Genomic DNA, 13,248 nt, shown 5'->3' on the forward strand with positions numbered 1-13,248 from the left:
GTGAATCCTCTGCGTCATCAGCTCCATAGTGAGTACCGACACCACCTTCCGCGCGGGCGTGGGCTGTTTCCGGGCCGTCCGCCCATCGGTCGGGCGGTGATGTGGGGCCCGTCCGACACCGGCCGGGCGGCTGGGCGGGGCGAGTCCGGCACCCGCACCGGCGGGGGCAGGGCCGGTCGCCGGTGCGGCGTCGGGATTCAGTCGAGCAGGTGGTCGCGGAGCGCGGCGAGCTGCCCGTCGGTCACCCCGGCGTGGCGCAGGTAGCCCTCGGCCGAGCCGTACCCCGCGCGCAGTTCCGCGAGGAAGAGCGTCATCGCCTCGGCGGGGGAGGCGAGGAACGGCGGTGGCAGTTCCTCGGCCGCCGGGGTGGTGGCGGCGACCCAGGCGCTGAACCGCGCCGACGCCTCGGTGCTCAGCGCGTAGTCGGTGGCGATGTCGGCCTCGGCGACCCCGAGCACGGCGAGGGTGAGGGCGCAGACGAGGCCGGTCCGGTCCTTGCCGGCGACGCAGTGCACCACCACCGGCGCGTTGGCGCTGTCGGCGATCAGGCCGACCGCCTCGGCCAGCCCGGCGGTGCCGGTCTCGGCCAGGTCGGCGTACCGGTCGGCCAGGTAGCGGGCCAGGCTCTGCGCCGGGTCGTACCGGATCTCGGCCCAGTCCCGGTGCTCCGGGTGGATGTGCCGGTAGGTGAGCCCCTCGTACGCGGGCACCCGGCCGTCCCGCTGCACCTCGGCCGGGCGGCGCAGGTCGATGACGGTCCGGATGCCGAGGGCGGTGAACGCCTCCCGGTCGGTCTCGTCGATCCGGTGCAGGGAGTCGGAACGGTAGAGCCGGCCCCGGCGGACGGTACGCCCGTCGTGGCCGGTGTGTCCGCCGACGTCGCGGAAGTTGAAGAGGGCGGGAAACGGGCTCCGGCTGGTCTCGGTGGTATCCACCCTGACACGGTAATGGCCGGTGGGGCATCGCCCCACCGGCCATCGGTGCAGGTTCCTCCGTTACCGGGCGGTACCCGGCGGGATCGACGAGTACGTGTCGTCGTAGTAACCGCCGAGCTTGTCCCGGTAAGCCGGATCCGTGCCGAAGCTCTCGTCATACTCGGGCGCGGCCTTGATCTGGTCCTTGCTCCGGTCGACGTAGACCTTCTGCTCGTCGTGGTCGACGTGGTTGACGGTGCCGGCAGGCAGCAGGACCTTCTTGCCGAAGATCCACGGCCCGGTGTCGACCACGAGGTAACTGGAGTTCACCTCGTGGCTGGCCCGGTCCACCTTGCCGATGCCGCCGTCGCTCGCCTCCACCTTGTAGCCCACCAGGTCCGCGCCGGTCACCCCGGCCTCGTCCCGGTAGCTCCACGGATCGAAGCGCCCGGCGGGCGTGCCGCCCGCGAAAGCGCCCTCGCCACCGTAGGTGAGCGGGTCCGGCGTCCCGTGGGTCGTTCGAGGGTCGAGCCGGTCCATGGCTTTCACTCCTCTTCTCGACTTTCTCGGGGGATGTTGCCCTGTCGGGGTGGTTTCCTACCCGGTGTGGCGATCCATACACCACCTTGCCCGAATCAGCTCAGCGCGGCCTCCGCGTCGAGGGCCACCGCGGCGGCGTGCACGACGGCGGCGATCCGCAGCCCCTCGTGCACCTGCTCCCGGGTGAACCCGGTGCCACGCAGGGTCTTCTCGTGCGACTCAAGGCAGACGCCGCAGCCGGTGATCGCCGAGACGGCGAGGCACCAGAGCTCGAAGTCGGCCTTCTCCACCCCAGGCCGGGCGATGATCTGCATCCGCAGCCGGGCCGGCATCGAGGCGTACTGCTCGTCGCCGATCAGGTGCTTGGCCCGGTAGTAGACGTTGTTCATCGCCATGATCGTGGCCGCGCCCTTGGCCGCCTCGATCGCCTCCGGCTTGAGTTGGGTGGCCGCCTCCGCGGCGATCTCCCGCAGCACCACCGGGTTGCGGGCCGCCACCGCACAGGCCAGGGCGGTGCCCCAGGCCTGCAACGGGGTCAGCGTCGAGGTGCCGATGGTGGAGCCGAGGTTGAGCTTGATGTCCTTGGCGTACTCGGGCAGGGCCGCCTTGACCGCGTCCAGGCCCATGTCAGGCCCCGGCGCCGGCGAGCAGCGCGTTGGCGTCGAGGGTGGCGCCGCCCTTGTTCCAGTTGCACGGGCAGAGCTCGTCGGTCTGCAGCGCGTCGAGCACCCGCAGCACCTCGGAGACGTTCCGGCCGACCGAGCCGGCGGTCACCATGGCGAACTGGATCTCGTTGTCCGGGTCGACGATGAAGGTGGCGCGCTGGGCGACGCCGTCCTCGCCGAGCACGCCGCAGTCGGCGGTCAGCTCGCGCTTGATGTCGCTGAGCATCGGGAAGGGCAGCTCGCGCAGGTCCGGGTGGTCCTTGCGCCACGCGTAGTGGACGAACTCGTTGTCCACCGAGACGCCGAGCACCTGGGCGTCCCGGTCGGCGAACTCGTCGTTGAGGCGGCCGAACTCGGCGATCTCCGTCGGGCAGATGAAGGTGAAGTCCTTCGGCCAGAAGAAGACCACCCGCCACTTGCCCTCGTGGGACTTGTGGTTGATCGTCTCGAACGCCTTGTCCGCGTCGAGCGACACGCAGGCGGTGAGTTCGTACTCGGGGAAGCGGTCACCGACGGTGAGCACGGGTCCTCCTTGGCAGCGGCTTGTCAGCGGCGCGAAGCCGGTAACTGGATCAGTTCCAGATACTTCCGCAGCGATGTTTCCGCCTGATGGCGGCCGGGTGACTTGTGAAGTTGATCACGAGGGGCCGGTTCGCCGCCGCTTCCGGCCACCGATCCGGTACGGCCACCCAGCGTCACCATCCCGACATGTGGATTGTGTCTCCCAAAACCGAGGTCGGGGTGGCAAAGTAGCGACCGTGACCAGCTCCGTCCTGATTATTGGCAGCTAGCGCGCCGGCTTTCCCTCTCGCCGAGCGCGCAGACCTCCCGCATCCCGCGGGGGGTCTTTTTGTTGCTCCCGCCGTGGTTCGAGACGAGGACTTCCATGACCTTCCAGGTGTACGACACGACGCTGCGCGACGGCGCGCAGCGCGAGGGGCTCAGCTACTCGGTGGTCGACAAGCTGGCGGTGGCCCGCCTGCTCGACGACTTCGGGGTCGGCTTCATCGAGGGCGGCTGGCCGGGCGCGGTGCCGAAGGACACCGAGTTCTTCCGCCGGGCCCGTACCGAGCTGGAACTGCGGCACGCGATCCTGGTCGCGTTCGGCGCCACCCGCAAGGCCGGCGTCGCCGTCGCCGCCGACCCGCAGGTGCGCGGCCTGCTGGACGCGCAGACCCCGGCGGTCGCCCTGGTGGCGAAGGCGGACCTGCGGCACGTCGAGCGGGCGCTGCGCACGACGGCCGCCGAGAACCTCGCGATGATCCACGACACGGTCACCCACCTGGCGGCCGAGGGGCGCCGCGTCTTCGTCGACGGCGAGCACTTCTTCGACGGTTACCGGCACGACCCGGCGTACACCGCCGCGGTGGTGGAGACGGCGCTGGCCGCGGGGGCGGAGCGGTTCGTGCTCTGCGACACCAACGGCGGGATGCTGCCGTCCCAGATCACGGCGGCCATCGCCGACGTGACGGCGCGCACCGGGGTCGCCCCGGAACTGCTCGGCATCCACTGCCAGAACGACACCGCCTGCGCGGTGGCCAACACCATCGCCGCCGTCGAGGCCGGGGTCCGGCACTTCCAGGGCACCGCCAACGGGTACGGCGAGCGTCCCGGCAACGCCGACATCTTCGCGGTCGTCGCCAACCTCCAGCTCAAGCTCGGGCTGCCCGTCCTCCCGGACGGCTGCCTGGAACAGATGGTGCGGGTCTCGCACGCCATCGCCGAGATCGCCAACATCGCCCCCGACACCCACCAGGCGTACGCCGGGGCCGCGGCCTTCGCCCACAAGGCGGGGCTGCACGCGAGCGCGATCAAGGTCGACCCGTTGCTCTACAACCACGTGGACCCGTCGGTGGTGGGCAACGACATGCGGATCCTGGTGACCGAGATGGCCGGCCGGGCCAGCGTCGAGCTCAAGAGCCGCGAGCTGGGCCTGGACCTGGCCGGCCATCCGGAGGCGCTGACGTCGGTGACCAAGCGGGTCAAGGAGCTGGAGGCGGGCGGCTGGTCGTTCGAGGCGGCCGACGCCTCGTTCGAGCTGCTGGTCCGCTCCGAGCTGCCGGACCGGGCCGCGCCGCGGCCGTTCGCCCTGGAGTCCTACCGGGTGCTCGTCGAGCACCGGGAGGACGGCGCGGTCGTCTCCGAGGCGACGGTCAAGATCCGGGTACGCGGCGAGCGGGTGATCGCCACCGCCGAGGGGAACGGCCCGGTCAACGCCCTGGACGAGGCGCTGCGGGTCGGGCTGGCCCGGCACTACCCGGAGCTGCGCGAGTTCGAGCTGGCCGACTACAAGGTGCGCATCCTGGAGGGCAGCCACGGCACCGGCGCGGTGACCCGGGTGCTGGTGGAGACCGCCGGTGCCGGCCGCGACTGGACCACGGTGGGCGTGCACCCCAACGTGGTCGAGGCGTCCTGGCACGCCCTCGTCGACGCGCTCACCTACGGCCTCGACCGCACCCGGGTGTGACGCCGGTCAGGTGGCGGGCAGCCGGAGTTCGGCGAGGACGGCGCGGTGGTCGCTGCCGGGGAGGGCGTGCACGGTGACCGACCGGACGGCGATCCGGCGGTCGGCAAGGACGTGGTCGATGGCGACCGGCGGGATCGGGTCACCGTCGTAGGGGCCCCAGGTGCCGGCCAGGCCGGCGCCGGCCTGATCGGCGGCGTCGACGTACCCGGTGCGGATCAGGTCGCGGAGCGGGGCGTGGTCGAGGGTGGCGTTGAAGTCCCCGGCCAGGATGCTCAGCCTCCCGTTCGGGGTGGCTGGCGGCTGCGCCCGCAGGTCGGTCCACCAGTCCGGGAGCACGTCGACCGCGTACGGGGCGGCCGGGTGCGCCGACTCGACCCGGAGCGGCGGCGCACCCGGCAGCGTGAGGGTCCCGTACGCCTGGCTGAAGTAGAAGCCCTGGTTGCGGCGCACCCCCGCCTCGCTGATCGGGAACCGCGCGTAGAGGCCCGAGCCGGTGGTGCCCACCTCGGGGTTGAGCTGCCGGTAGGGCAGCAGTTCGGCCAGCCCCAGCCGGTCCAGCTCGGCGGCGATCCCCGGGGTGAACTCCTGCACGGCCAGCACGTCCACCCGGCGCGAGCGGACCAGGTCGACCAGGGCGCGCGGGTCGGCGCCGCCCTTGAGCAGGTTGGCGGTGAGCAGCCGCAGGGTGGGTCCGCCGACCGCCGGCTGCCCGGAGGCGAACGCGCGGGGCGTCACCGCACCGACCAGCGCCACCGCCGCGACGGCCGCGACGACCGCGGGCCAGCGGCGCCGCAGGGCGAGCGCCAGCACGAGCGGGACCAGCGTCCCGACGGCGACGTACGGCGTGAAGGCGACCGCCTGTACCAGCGGTCCCCGTTCCAGTCCGGCGAGTCGGAGCGCCGCCCAGGCCGCCCCGGGCCCGGCGCCCAGCCAGCAGGCCGCGGTCGCCGCCCGCCGGCCCCGCCAGTCGAGCCGCCGCTGACGCGTCCCCGTGGTCACCGCGTCCACCGTACCGGTCGACGCGCCACCGCGGGCCCCCGCAACCGGTCCCCGGACAATTTCGTGAATGGGCCGGCCCTCATCTTTCGCAATTTCCGGGAGTTCTGGAAATTGCCCGACACGGCAAATGGGCTATTGACCGCCCACTTTTTACGGTGCTACCTTCCACCTGGTTGAGGCGCCACAACTCTCCGTAGTAAGACCAGCTCAACCCGGGTGCGAAATGTTGAGTGGTCAACATCCAAGGTGCGTGGTCAAGCGGATTCCCCGACGATCTGCTTTTTGTCGCGCCCGGTTCTCATGCGGTAATCACCCGGCCTGCGGCACGCGGGTCGGCCGTATCACCACGGTCACAAAAGGGAGACCTGTCCATGACCACATTCCTCAGACGCAAGGCGACGGCGGCAGCGCTCGGCGTCCTGACCCTCACCCTGGCCGGCGGGGGCATCGCCGCGGCGGCCCAGCCGGCGGCGAAGGCCCCGGTCGAGGTCGCCCAGCCCGGCGCCCGGCAGCCCGGCGCCCAGCCGCCGGTCACCGCCGCCCAGGCCCGCGCGGACCGGGCGGCGATGAAGGCGACCCTCGCCCCGCCGGCCCCCGGCACGATCGCCTGGGCCGTGGTGCGGTCCGACGGCGTGCTGCTGCAGCATTCCGGCAACGTCACCGGCGCCTTCCGGTTCCACTGCTGCAACGCGGGTGAGTACCGGGGCCAGTACCAGGTCACGCTCGACTACGACGTGCACCTCAAGGCCCACTCGGCCACCATCGGGACCAACGATCAGCTGAACGTCCCGCCCGGTGGCGAGATCTCCGTCGCCCCGCGGACCCTGACGCCCAACGCCGTCTTCGTCCAGACCCGCAGCTCGTCCGGCGCCTTCGCGGACCGGCCGTTCCACATCGTCATCGCCAACTGAGCGACGCCGAAGGTACTGGCCTCCGCCGCGGCGGGGGTCAGTGCCGTCTGGGCCCACCTGCGTCGGGCCGTACCGCCCGCGCCGTTGCGGACCGCTCGGGGGAGTTGTCCCGATCCGGGCGACAAAGGGTCCTTGAGGGGCTGATAATCCGACGTTTGCCGTACCGCCGGCACGGGAAGCAAGCACCGTGACGGACATCTCGGACACCCTGGCCAGCGTGCCCAGCCCGGTCGATGCCGACGCGAGCGGCGTCGAGCTGGAACAGACCCTCTTCGAGGTCAAACGCGTGATCGTCGGGCAGGATCGACTCGTCGAACGCCTGCTGACGGCCCTGATCGCCGAGGGGCACTGCCTCCTGGAGGGAGTGCCCGGCGTCGCGAAGACGCTCGCTGCCCAGACCCTCGCCCGGGTCGTCGGGGGCAGCTTCTCCCGAATCCAGTTCACCCCCGACCTGGTCCCCTCGGACATCGTCGGCACCCGCATCTACCGCGCCTCCACCGAGACCTTCGACGTCGAGCTCGGCCCGATCATGGCCAACCTGGTCCTCGCCGACGAGATCAACCGGGCTCCGGCGAAGGTGCAGTCGGCGCTGCTGGAGGCGATGGCCGAGCGGCAGGTCTCGATCGGCGGGCGGAGCTGGCCGGTGCCCGACCCGTTCCTGGTGCTCGCCACCCAGAACCCGATCGAGTCGGAGGGCGTCTACCAGCTCCCCGAGGCGCAGCGCGACCGGTTCCTGATGAAGGTCGTCGTCGACTACCCGAGCGAGGCCGACGAGCTGGCCATCCTCTACCGGATGAGCGCCGACCGGCCCACGCCCCGGCAGGTGCTCGACCCGGCCCGGCTGCGCGAGTTGCAGCGGCGCGCCGGCCACGTCTTCGTGCACCACGCGCTGGCCGAGTACGTGGTCCGGCTCATCCTGGCCACCCGGGACCCCGGCCGGTTCGGGCTGCCCGAGCTCGCACCGCTGCTGGCGTACGGGGCGAGTCCGCGCGCCACCCTCGGCCTGGTCGCCGCGGCCCGGGCCCAGGCGCTGCTGCGCGGCCGGGAGTACGTGCTGCCGGACGACGTCCGGGAGTTGGCGGTGGACGTGCTCGCGCACCGGCTGGTGCTCTCCTTCGACGCGGTGGCGGACGGGGTCTCCGCGGAGGCGGTGGTGCGCCGGCTGGTCGAGGCGGTGCCGCCGCCCCGGGTCGCCACCGGTCACCACGAGGTGGCGCCCGACCTGGCGGCGGCATGAGGCGCCGCCCCCTCCCGCCCGGCCCGGCGGAACCCGGTCTGGCCGACCTCGCTCCCGACCAGCGGCTGCGCCGGCTGGAACTGACCGTCACCCGCCGGCTCGACGGGCTGCTGCACGGACAGCACCGTGGCCTGCTGCCCGGGCCGGGCAGCGAGATCGCGGGCAGCCGGGAGTACCGCCCCGGGGAGGACGAGGTACGCCGGATGGACTGGGCGGTCACCGCCCGCACCACCGTCCCGCACGTCCGCGTGGTCGACGCCGACCGGGAGCTGACCACCTGGCTGCTGGTGGACGCCAGTCCCAGCATGGAGTACGGCACCGCGGCGCTGGACAAGCGGGAACTCGCGGTGGCCGCCGTCGCCGCCGTCGGCTTCCTCACCGCCGGCGTCGGCAACCGCCTCGGCGCGCAGGTGCTCGGCCCGGACGGCCTGCGCCGGTTCCCGCCACGCAGCGGTCGTACCCACCTGCTCGCGCTGCTCCGCGCGCTGCTGGCCGCCCCACGGGCCGGCGGGTACGACGAGGAGACGGCGCCGCTCGTGCCGCCGACGCTCATCGACGGGCTCGACGGGGTGCAGCGCGTGGCGAACCGGCGCGGCCTGGTCGTGGTGGTCTCCGACTTCCTCGACGGACTGCCCGACGACCCGGCCGACGCCCCGCCGTGGGAGGCGGCCCTGCGCCGGCTGGCCGTCCGGCACCAGGTGCTCGCCGTCGAGGTGACCGACCCGCGCGAGCTGGAGCTGCCGGACGTCGGCCTGATCACCCTGGTCGACCCGGAGACCGGCCGGCGGCGCGAGGTGTGGACCGGCGACGGGGCCCTGCGGCAGCGGTACGCCGAGGCCGCCGCCGCCCAGCGCGACCAGCTACGCCACGCGCTGCGCCGGTCCGGAGCGACCCACCTGGCGCTGCGTACCGACCGGGACTGGAGCGCCGACATCGTCCGGCACGTGCACGCCCAGCGTCGGCTGGTCGCCGCGCCGGCCGCGGCCCGGGGAGGTGCCGCGTGACCTGGCAGTCGCCCGCCCGGCTCTGGCTGCTGCTCGGCGTGCTCGCCCTGGTGGTGGGCTACCTGGTGATGCAGCGCCGGCGCAGCCGGTACGCCGTCCGCTTCACCAACCTGCGGCTGCTGGACCGGGTCGCGCCGCAGCGGCCGGCCTGGCGCCGGCACGTCCCGGCGGGGCTCTTCCTCGCCATGCTGGCGCTGCTGGTGGTCGGTTTCGCCCGGCCCAGTGCCGAGGTGCGGGTGCCCCGGGAACGGGCCACCGTGATGGTCGCGGTGGACGTGTCCACCTCGATGCTCGCCAATGACGTCGACCCCGACCGGCTGAGCGCGGCGAAGCAGGCCGCCCGGCGCTTCGTCGACGGCCTGCCGGACGAGTTCAACGTGGGGCTGGTGGCCTTCGCCGGCAGCGCGGCGGTGCTGGTGCCGCCGAGCACCGACCGGGAGGCGCTGCACGAGGGGATCGAGCGGTTGAACGAGGGGATCACCGGGGTCCAGGGCACCGCGATCGGGGAGGCGATCAGCACCTCGCTGGGGGCGGTCAAGAGCCTGGACAGCACCGCGGCCAAGGATCCCCCGCCGGCCCGGATCATCCTGCTCTCCGACGGGGCGAACACCTCCGGCATGGACCCGATGGAGGCGGCCGCGCAGGCGGTCGTGGTCAAGGTGCCGGTTCACACCATCTCGTTCGGCACCCCGTCCGGCTCGGTCGACCGGGGCGGCCGGGCCATCCAGGTGCCGGTCGACGGGCAGACCCTCAAGGCCGTCGCCCAGGAGACCGGCGGCGGATTCCACGAGGCGTCCACCAACGCCGAGCTGCGGGCCGTCTACGAGGACATCGGCACCTCGGTCGGCTACCGCAAGGAGCGGCAGGACATCTCCGCCCGCTTCATCGGCCTGGGACTGGTCTTCGCCATGGGGGCCGCGGCCGGATCGTTGCGGTGGTTCTCGCGCCTGCCCTGACCGCGGCACGGACACGTGCTGACCGCAAGCCGCACGACACGTGAGGAGCGCACGGATGGCAGTGCAGACCGGACTGGGGGAGCCACGTGGTCCCTGGTTCATCTCGCCGGACCTCGACCCGGACGGGCGCGCCCGCTGGGACGTACCGGGATCGGACCGGGATCCGGGGCGGCGCCGGCCCGGCCGGTGGCTGACGGCGCTGGCGGTGGTGGCCCTGTCCAGCGTCTCCGGCGCGGCGGCGGGCGGATGGGTCGCCGGCCGGGACGCGCCCGGGCCCGCCGCGGCCTCGGCGGCGCCGGTCCCGGCGGAGCTGGTGACCGCCGCCCAGAAGACGGTGCCGGGGGTGGTCTCGGTGATGGCCGGCGGGGCCTCGGGGTCGTCCGCGACCGGCTCCGGCTTCGCGATCGACGACCAGCAGCACATCGTCACCAACGACCACATCCTGGCGCGGGGCGGCGGGGGACCGGTGACGGTGGAGTTGCCGGACGGCCGGCGGTTCAGCGCCGAGGTCATCGGGCGGGAGCCGGGCAGCGACCTGGCCGTGCTGAAGGTGCCCGCGTCGGCGGGCCTGGCGCCGCTGCCGCTGGCGAAGCCGAACTCCGTCCGGGTCGGCGAGCCGGTGCTCGCGGTGGGTTCCCCGTTGGGGCTGGCGGGCACGGTGACCGCCGGCATCGTCAGCGCGCTGAACCGGCAGGTGCGGATCGGTTCGGGCCGGCACACCGCGGTGCAGACCGACGCGTCGATCAACCCTGGGAACTCGGGGGGACCGCTGGTCAACGCCCGGGGTGAGGTGGTCGGGGTGAACACGGCCATCGCCACCATCGACGGCAACGGCTCGATCGGCATCGGGTTCGCCATCCCGATCGACCAGGTCCAGCAGACCGCCGACACCATCATCGGCCGGGGCGGCTGACCGGCCGCGCGGCCCGGGCCCACGGTGCATACCCGGATCGGGAGAACTGTCGGATATCCGGCCTGGGACCATCGGGCCATGGAAATATTACGCTGAGTATGGATACTGGCGTGGGTGGAGCAAGCTGTCATCGCGGCCCTCCTCCTGGTGGGCCTGTTGATCGGATGCGGAGTCGGCGCGGCGTACGCCCGCGCGAAGCGCGGCTGGACGGACTACCGGACCATCAGGAACTCGGTGCCGGGCGCCCGACGTACCGCCTGGCTGGCGGTCCGCGCGGTCGTCACCAAGGTGGGCGTGATCGTGCTGCTGCTTGTCGGCGCCGCGGCGTACGCGGCCACGAACTCGGACCACGAGCGGGCCGGCCCGGCGCCCACACCGACCGTCACCCCCGCCCCGACCCGCACCGCGGGACGTTAGCCTCGGGGCATGGACGACGGACTGCGGGTGACCGACCGGCTGGTGGTCCCCGGTGCCGAGCTCCGGGAGCGGTTCTCCCGCTCCTCCGGCCCGGGCGGGCAGGGCGTCAACACCACCGACTCGCGGGTGGAGCTCAGTTTCGACGTGGCGGCCTCGCCCAGCCTGCCCGAGTCGTTGCGCGACCGCGCGCTGGAGCGGCTCGCGGGCCGGCTGGTCGACGGCGTGCTGACCGTCGCCGCCAGCGAGCACCGCGCGCAGCTGGCGAACCGGGAGGCGGCCCGGGAGCGGATGGCCGCGCTGTTGCGGGAGGCGATCGCCCCGCCGCCGAAGCCGCGCCGGCCGACCCGCCCGTCGCGGGGCGCCAAGGAGCGGCGACTGGCCGAGAAGAAGCGCCGGTCCCAGCGCAAACGCGACCGCCGCGTTGACGGCGACTGACCGGAAGGCCGCGTGCGGGTGGCCCCCGGCAGCCCGCCAATTTCGCGGCGGGCCCGTCGACTTCTCCGTCAAGCCCACCCTGACCGGCGAACGTGTGCTGCTGCGGCCGTTCGTCGACGACGACCTGGCCGACCGGCTCGACCTGGCGGTGGTCGACGCGGACCGGGCCGGCCGGACCGTGCTCCAGGCCACCGCCCGGTTCCACCACCCGGCGCACGTCGCGGAGTGGGCCGACCCGGCCGTCGACGACGACCTCACCGCGGTGATCGACGTGCTGCTGCGCGGGCTCGGGGCGCGCTGAGCCGCCCGCCGCTCAGTCGAGCGCGGCCAGCAGCCGGGCCCGCAGCGTGCCGGCCCGCTCGGCGAAGCCGCGCTGGGCGGCGGCGTACTCCGCCCGCCCCTCCGGGGTCTCCACCCGCACCGGCGGGTACCCCAGGTCGGCGAGGTCGTACGGGCTGGCCCGCATGTCCAGCGTGCGGACCTCCCGGGCCAGCGCGAAGCAGTCCGCGACGAGTTCCGAGGCGACCAGCGGGGAGAGCTTGTACGCCCACTTGTAGAGGTCCATGTTGGCGTGCAAACAGCCCGGCTGCTCCAACGCGTGCTGGCTCTCCCGGGTCGGGGTGAGCAGGTTCAGCGGCCGGGCCGGCGCGGTGAAGAACCGGTACGCGTCGAAGTGGCTGCACCGCACGCCCCGCTCCTCGACGACGGCGGTGGTCGCGGCCGGGCTCAGCCGCAGCGGCCAGGCGTTGTGGCGTACCTCGTCCTGAGTCTGTCGGTAGACCATCGCCCACTCGTGCATGCCGAAGCAGCCGAGGTGCGCCGGGCGGCCGGCGGTCGCCGCGAGCAGCGTCCGGATCCAGTCGATCGACTCGGCGCGCCGCGCGCGTACCCGCTCGGCGTCGAGGGTGAGGCCGGCGGCGGTGGCCCGGTAGTCCCGGCCGAACTCGGCCTGGTCCGCGTCGCGCAGCACCACGCCGGCGCCGGGGTGCCAGCGGCGCAGCTGGGCGGGGCGGTGCGAGTAGTACGTGAAGAGGAAGTCCTCCACCGGGTGCTTCACCCCGCCGCGCCGACGGGCCAGGTGCGGCGCGAGCCAGGCGTCCACCCGCTGCTCGTGCGCCCGCCGGCGGGCCTGCCAGTCGGCCGCGTCGAGCGCGGCGGCGGGGGCGAGGGCGGCGGTCACGGACCCCAGGTTACGACCGCCGCCCGACCGCCGGTCAGGGCACGTCCACCCGGACCCCGGCGGAGAAGACCCCGCTGCGCAGCTCCAACTGCTTCGGCGGCTGACTGCCGCTCACCGTGAAGACCAGCGGCAGCACCACCCGGCTGCCCCCGGCGACCGGCTGGGCGAAGACGTCCCGCCCGAGGTTGGCCACCCGGGTGGCGGTCTCGTCGGTGCTGACCCAGTTGCCTCCCGGCAGGTACGCCCGCTGCAACTGGCCGTGCCAGGTCTGCTGCTCCGGAGTGAGGTTGCGCACCCCGACGGTGGCCTGGCACTGCCGGCCGCCGGCGGCGGGCTGGCCGGCCATCCCGCAGGCGACCCGGTAGACGGTGAACTCGAACGCCGACTCGCGCAGCGGCACGCCCACCGGGCCGCTGACGCTCCGCCCCATCCACGCGCCGCTGGTCGGTTGTTTGCTGGTGTCGATCGCGGCGACCCGCTGGGTGGCCGTCCAGGCCGCCGCGCCGACCACGCCGGCCAGCACCGCCGCCGCCACCCCCACCACCAGCCAGATCGGCGGTCGGCGGCGCCGGGCCCCTACCGGCGCGGGCAGCGCCGCGCGCGGGTAGAG

15 protein-coding genes and 1 pseudogene are annotated in these 13,248 nt (G+C 73.5%); 9 read left to right on the top strand and 7 right to left on the bottom strand.

Going from position 1 to position 13,248, the window contains the following annotated elements:
• Positions 1-197: 197 nt before the first annotated feature.
• From DKT69_RS01850 to DKT69_RS01865, 4 genes are all read right to left on the bottom strand, one after another.
• A complete protein-coding gene (locus tag DKT69_RS01850; RefSeq protein ID WP_201749446.1) occupies positions 198-971 on the bottom strand; it encodes a tyrosine-protein phosphatase in 774 nt (257 codons plus the stop codon).
• Between the two features lie 24 nt (positions 972-995).
• The gene (locus tag DKT69_RS01855; RefSeq protein WP_109799876.1) at positions 996-1,454 is read right to left on the bottom strand and encodes a PRC-barrel domain-containing protein; all 459 of its coding nucleotides are present in this window, start codon (positions 1,452-1,454) and stop codon (positions 996-998) included.
• A gap of 95 nt (positions 1,455-1,549) precedes the next feature.
• Positions 1,550-2,080 (bottom strand): alkylhydroperoxidase, AhpD family, encoded by a 531-nt coding sequence (gene ahpD / locus DKT69_RS01860; RefSeq protein WP_109799877.1) that lies wholly within the window; start codon positions 2,078-2,080, stop codon positions 1,550-1,552.
• A 1-nt stretch (position 2,081) separates the two neighbouring features.
• On the bottom strand, positions 2,082-2,642 hold the full coding sequence (locus DKT69_RS01865) for a peroxiredoxin (RefSeq protein WP_109799878.1): 561 nt from the start codon (positions 2,640-2,642) through the stop codon (positions 2,082-2,084).
• Between the two features lie 363 nt (positions 2,643-3,005).
• Here DKT69_RS01865 and cimA point away from each other — a divergent pair, with 363 nt between their 5' ends.
• Complete coding sequence (cimA, locus tag DKT69_RS01870) at positions 3,006-4,586, top strand: citramalate synthase (RefSeq protein ID WP_109799879.1); 1,581 nt, start codon at positions 3,006-3,008, stop codon at positions 4,584-4,586.
• A 6-nt stretch (positions 4,587-4,592) separates the two neighbouring features.
• Here the strand turns inward: cimA and DKT69_RS01875 are convergent, their stop codons facing one another.
• Positions 4,593-5,585, bottom strand: a complete 993-nt coding sequence (locus tag DKT69_RS01875; protein WP_109799888.1) for an endonuclease/exonuclease/phosphatase family protein — start codon at positions 5,583-5,585, stop codon at positions 4,593-4,595.
• A gap of 371 nt (positions 5,586-5,956) precedes the next feature.
• Here DKT69_RS01875 and DKT69_RS01880 point away from each other — a divergent pair, with 371 nt between their 5' ends.
• The 8 genes from DKT69_RS01880 to DKT69_RS38095 all read left to right on the top strand — a co-directional run bounded on the left by DKT69_RS01880 (position 5,957) and on the right by DKT69_RS38095 (position 11,759).
• Positions 5,957-6,496: a hypothetical protein gene (locus tag DKT69_RS01880; RefSeq protein WP_109799880.1), complete on the top strand. Its 540-nt coding sequence runs from the start codon at positions 5,957-5,959 to the stop codon at positions 6,494-6,496.
• A gap of 187 nt (positions 6,497-6,683) precedes the next feature.
• Complete coding sequence (locus DKT69_RS01885) at positions 6,684-7,733, top strand: AAA family ATPase (RefSeq protein WP_109799881.1); 1,050 nt, start codon at positions 6,684-6,686, stop codon at positions 7,731-7,733.
• Positions 7,730-8,737 (top strand): DUF58 domain-containing protein, encoded by a 1,008-nt coding sequence (locus DKT69_RS01890; protein WP_109799882.1) that lies wholly within the window; start codon positions 7,730-7,732, stop codon positions 8,735-8,737. The genes DKT69_RS01885 and DKT69_RS01890 overlap by 4 nt, the downstream gene beginning before the upstream one ends.
• On the top strand, positions 8,734-9,693 hold the full coding sequence (locus tag DKT69_RS01895; protein WP_109799883.1) for a VWA domain-containing protein: 960 nt from the start codon (positions 8,734-8,736) through the stop codon (positions 9,691-9,693). The genes DKT69_RS01890 and DKT69_RS01895 overlap by 4 nt, the downstream gene beginning before the upstream one ends.
• Positions 9,694-9,748: 55 nt before the next feature.
• Positions 9,749-10,606, top strand: a complete 858-nt coding sequence (locus tag DKT69_RS01900) for a S1C family serine protease (RefSeq protein WP_109799884.1) — start codon at positions 9,749-9,751, stop codon at positions 10,604-10,606.
• A 114-nt stretch (positions 10,607-10,720) separates the two neighbouring features.
• The gene (locus DKT69_RS01905; RefSeq protein WP_109799885.1) at positions 10,721-11,023 is read left to right on the top strand and encodes a hypothetical protein; all 303 of its coding nucleotides are present in this window, start codon (positions 10,721-10,723) and stop codon (positions 11,021-11,023) included.
• A 9-nt stretch (positions 11,024-11,032) separates the two neighbouring features.
• Positions 11,033-11,458, top strand: coding sequence for an alternative ribosome rescue aminoacyl-tRNA hydrolase ArfB (gene arfB, locus DKT69_RS01910; protein WP_109799886.1), 426 nt, complete (start codon positions 11,033-11,035; stop codon positions 11,456-11,458).
• A gap of 94 nt (positions 11,459-11,552) precedes the next feature.
• Positions 11,553-11,759: a hypothetical protein gene (locus tag DKT69_RS38095; protein WP_236647271.1), complete on the top strand. Its 207-nt coding sequence runs from the start codon at positions 11,553-11,555 to the stop codon at positions 11,757-11,759.
• A gap of 12 nt (positions 11,760-11,771) precedes the next feature.
• On the opposite strand, the gene DKT69_RS01920 is transcribed toward DKT69_RS38095, so the two are convergent.
• Positions 11,772-12,638, bottom strand: a complete 867-nt coding sequence (locus tag DKT69_RS01920; protein WP_109799887.1) for a 3-methyladenine DNA glycosylase — start codon at positions 12,636-12,638, stop codon at positions 11,772-11,774.
• Between the two features lie 34 nt (positions 12,639-12,672).
• Positions 12,673-13,248, bottom strand: a pseudogene (locus DKT69_RS01925) (hypothetical protein); the annotation flags it as partial.

It is taken from the genome of Micromonospora sicca, assembly GCF_003172935.1.
Taxonomy (GTDB): domain Bacteria; phylum Actinomycetota; class Actinomycetes; order Mycobacteriales; family Micromonosporaceae; genus Micromonospora; species Micromonospora sicca.

What these genes read in the sequence shown, in the direction of transcription:
- DKT69_RS01855 (WP_109799876.1), bottom strand. Translation starts at nt 1,454, where the DNA reads ATGGACCGGCTCGACCCTCGAACGACCCACGGGACGCCGGACCCGCTC.
- ahpD (WP_109799877.1), bottom strand. Translation starts at nt 2,080, where the DNA reads ATGGGCCTGGACGCGGTCAAGGCGGCCCTGCCCGAGTACGCCAAGGAC.
- cimA (WP_109799879.1), top strand. Translation starts at nt 3,006, where the DNA reads ATGACCTTCCAGGTGTACGACACGACGCTGCGCGACGGCGCGCAGCGC.
- DKT69_RS01880 (WP_109799880.1), top strand. Translation starts at nt 5,957, where the DNA reads ATGACCACATTCCTCAGACGCAAGGCGACGGCGGCAGCGCTCGGCGTC.
- DKT69_RS01890 (WP_109799882.1), top strand. Translation starts at nt 7,730, where the DNA reads ATGAGGCGCCGCCCCCTCCCGCCCGGCCCGGCGGAACCCGGTCTGGCC.
- DKT69_RS01900 (WP_109799884.1), top strand. Translation starts at nt 9,749, where the DNA reads ATGGCAGTGCAGACCGGACTGGGGGAGCCACGTGGTCCCTGGTTCATC.
- arfB (WP_109799886.1), top strand. Translation starts at nt 11,033, where the DNA reads ATGGACGACGGACTGCGGGTGACCGACCGGCTGGTGGTCCCCGGTGCC.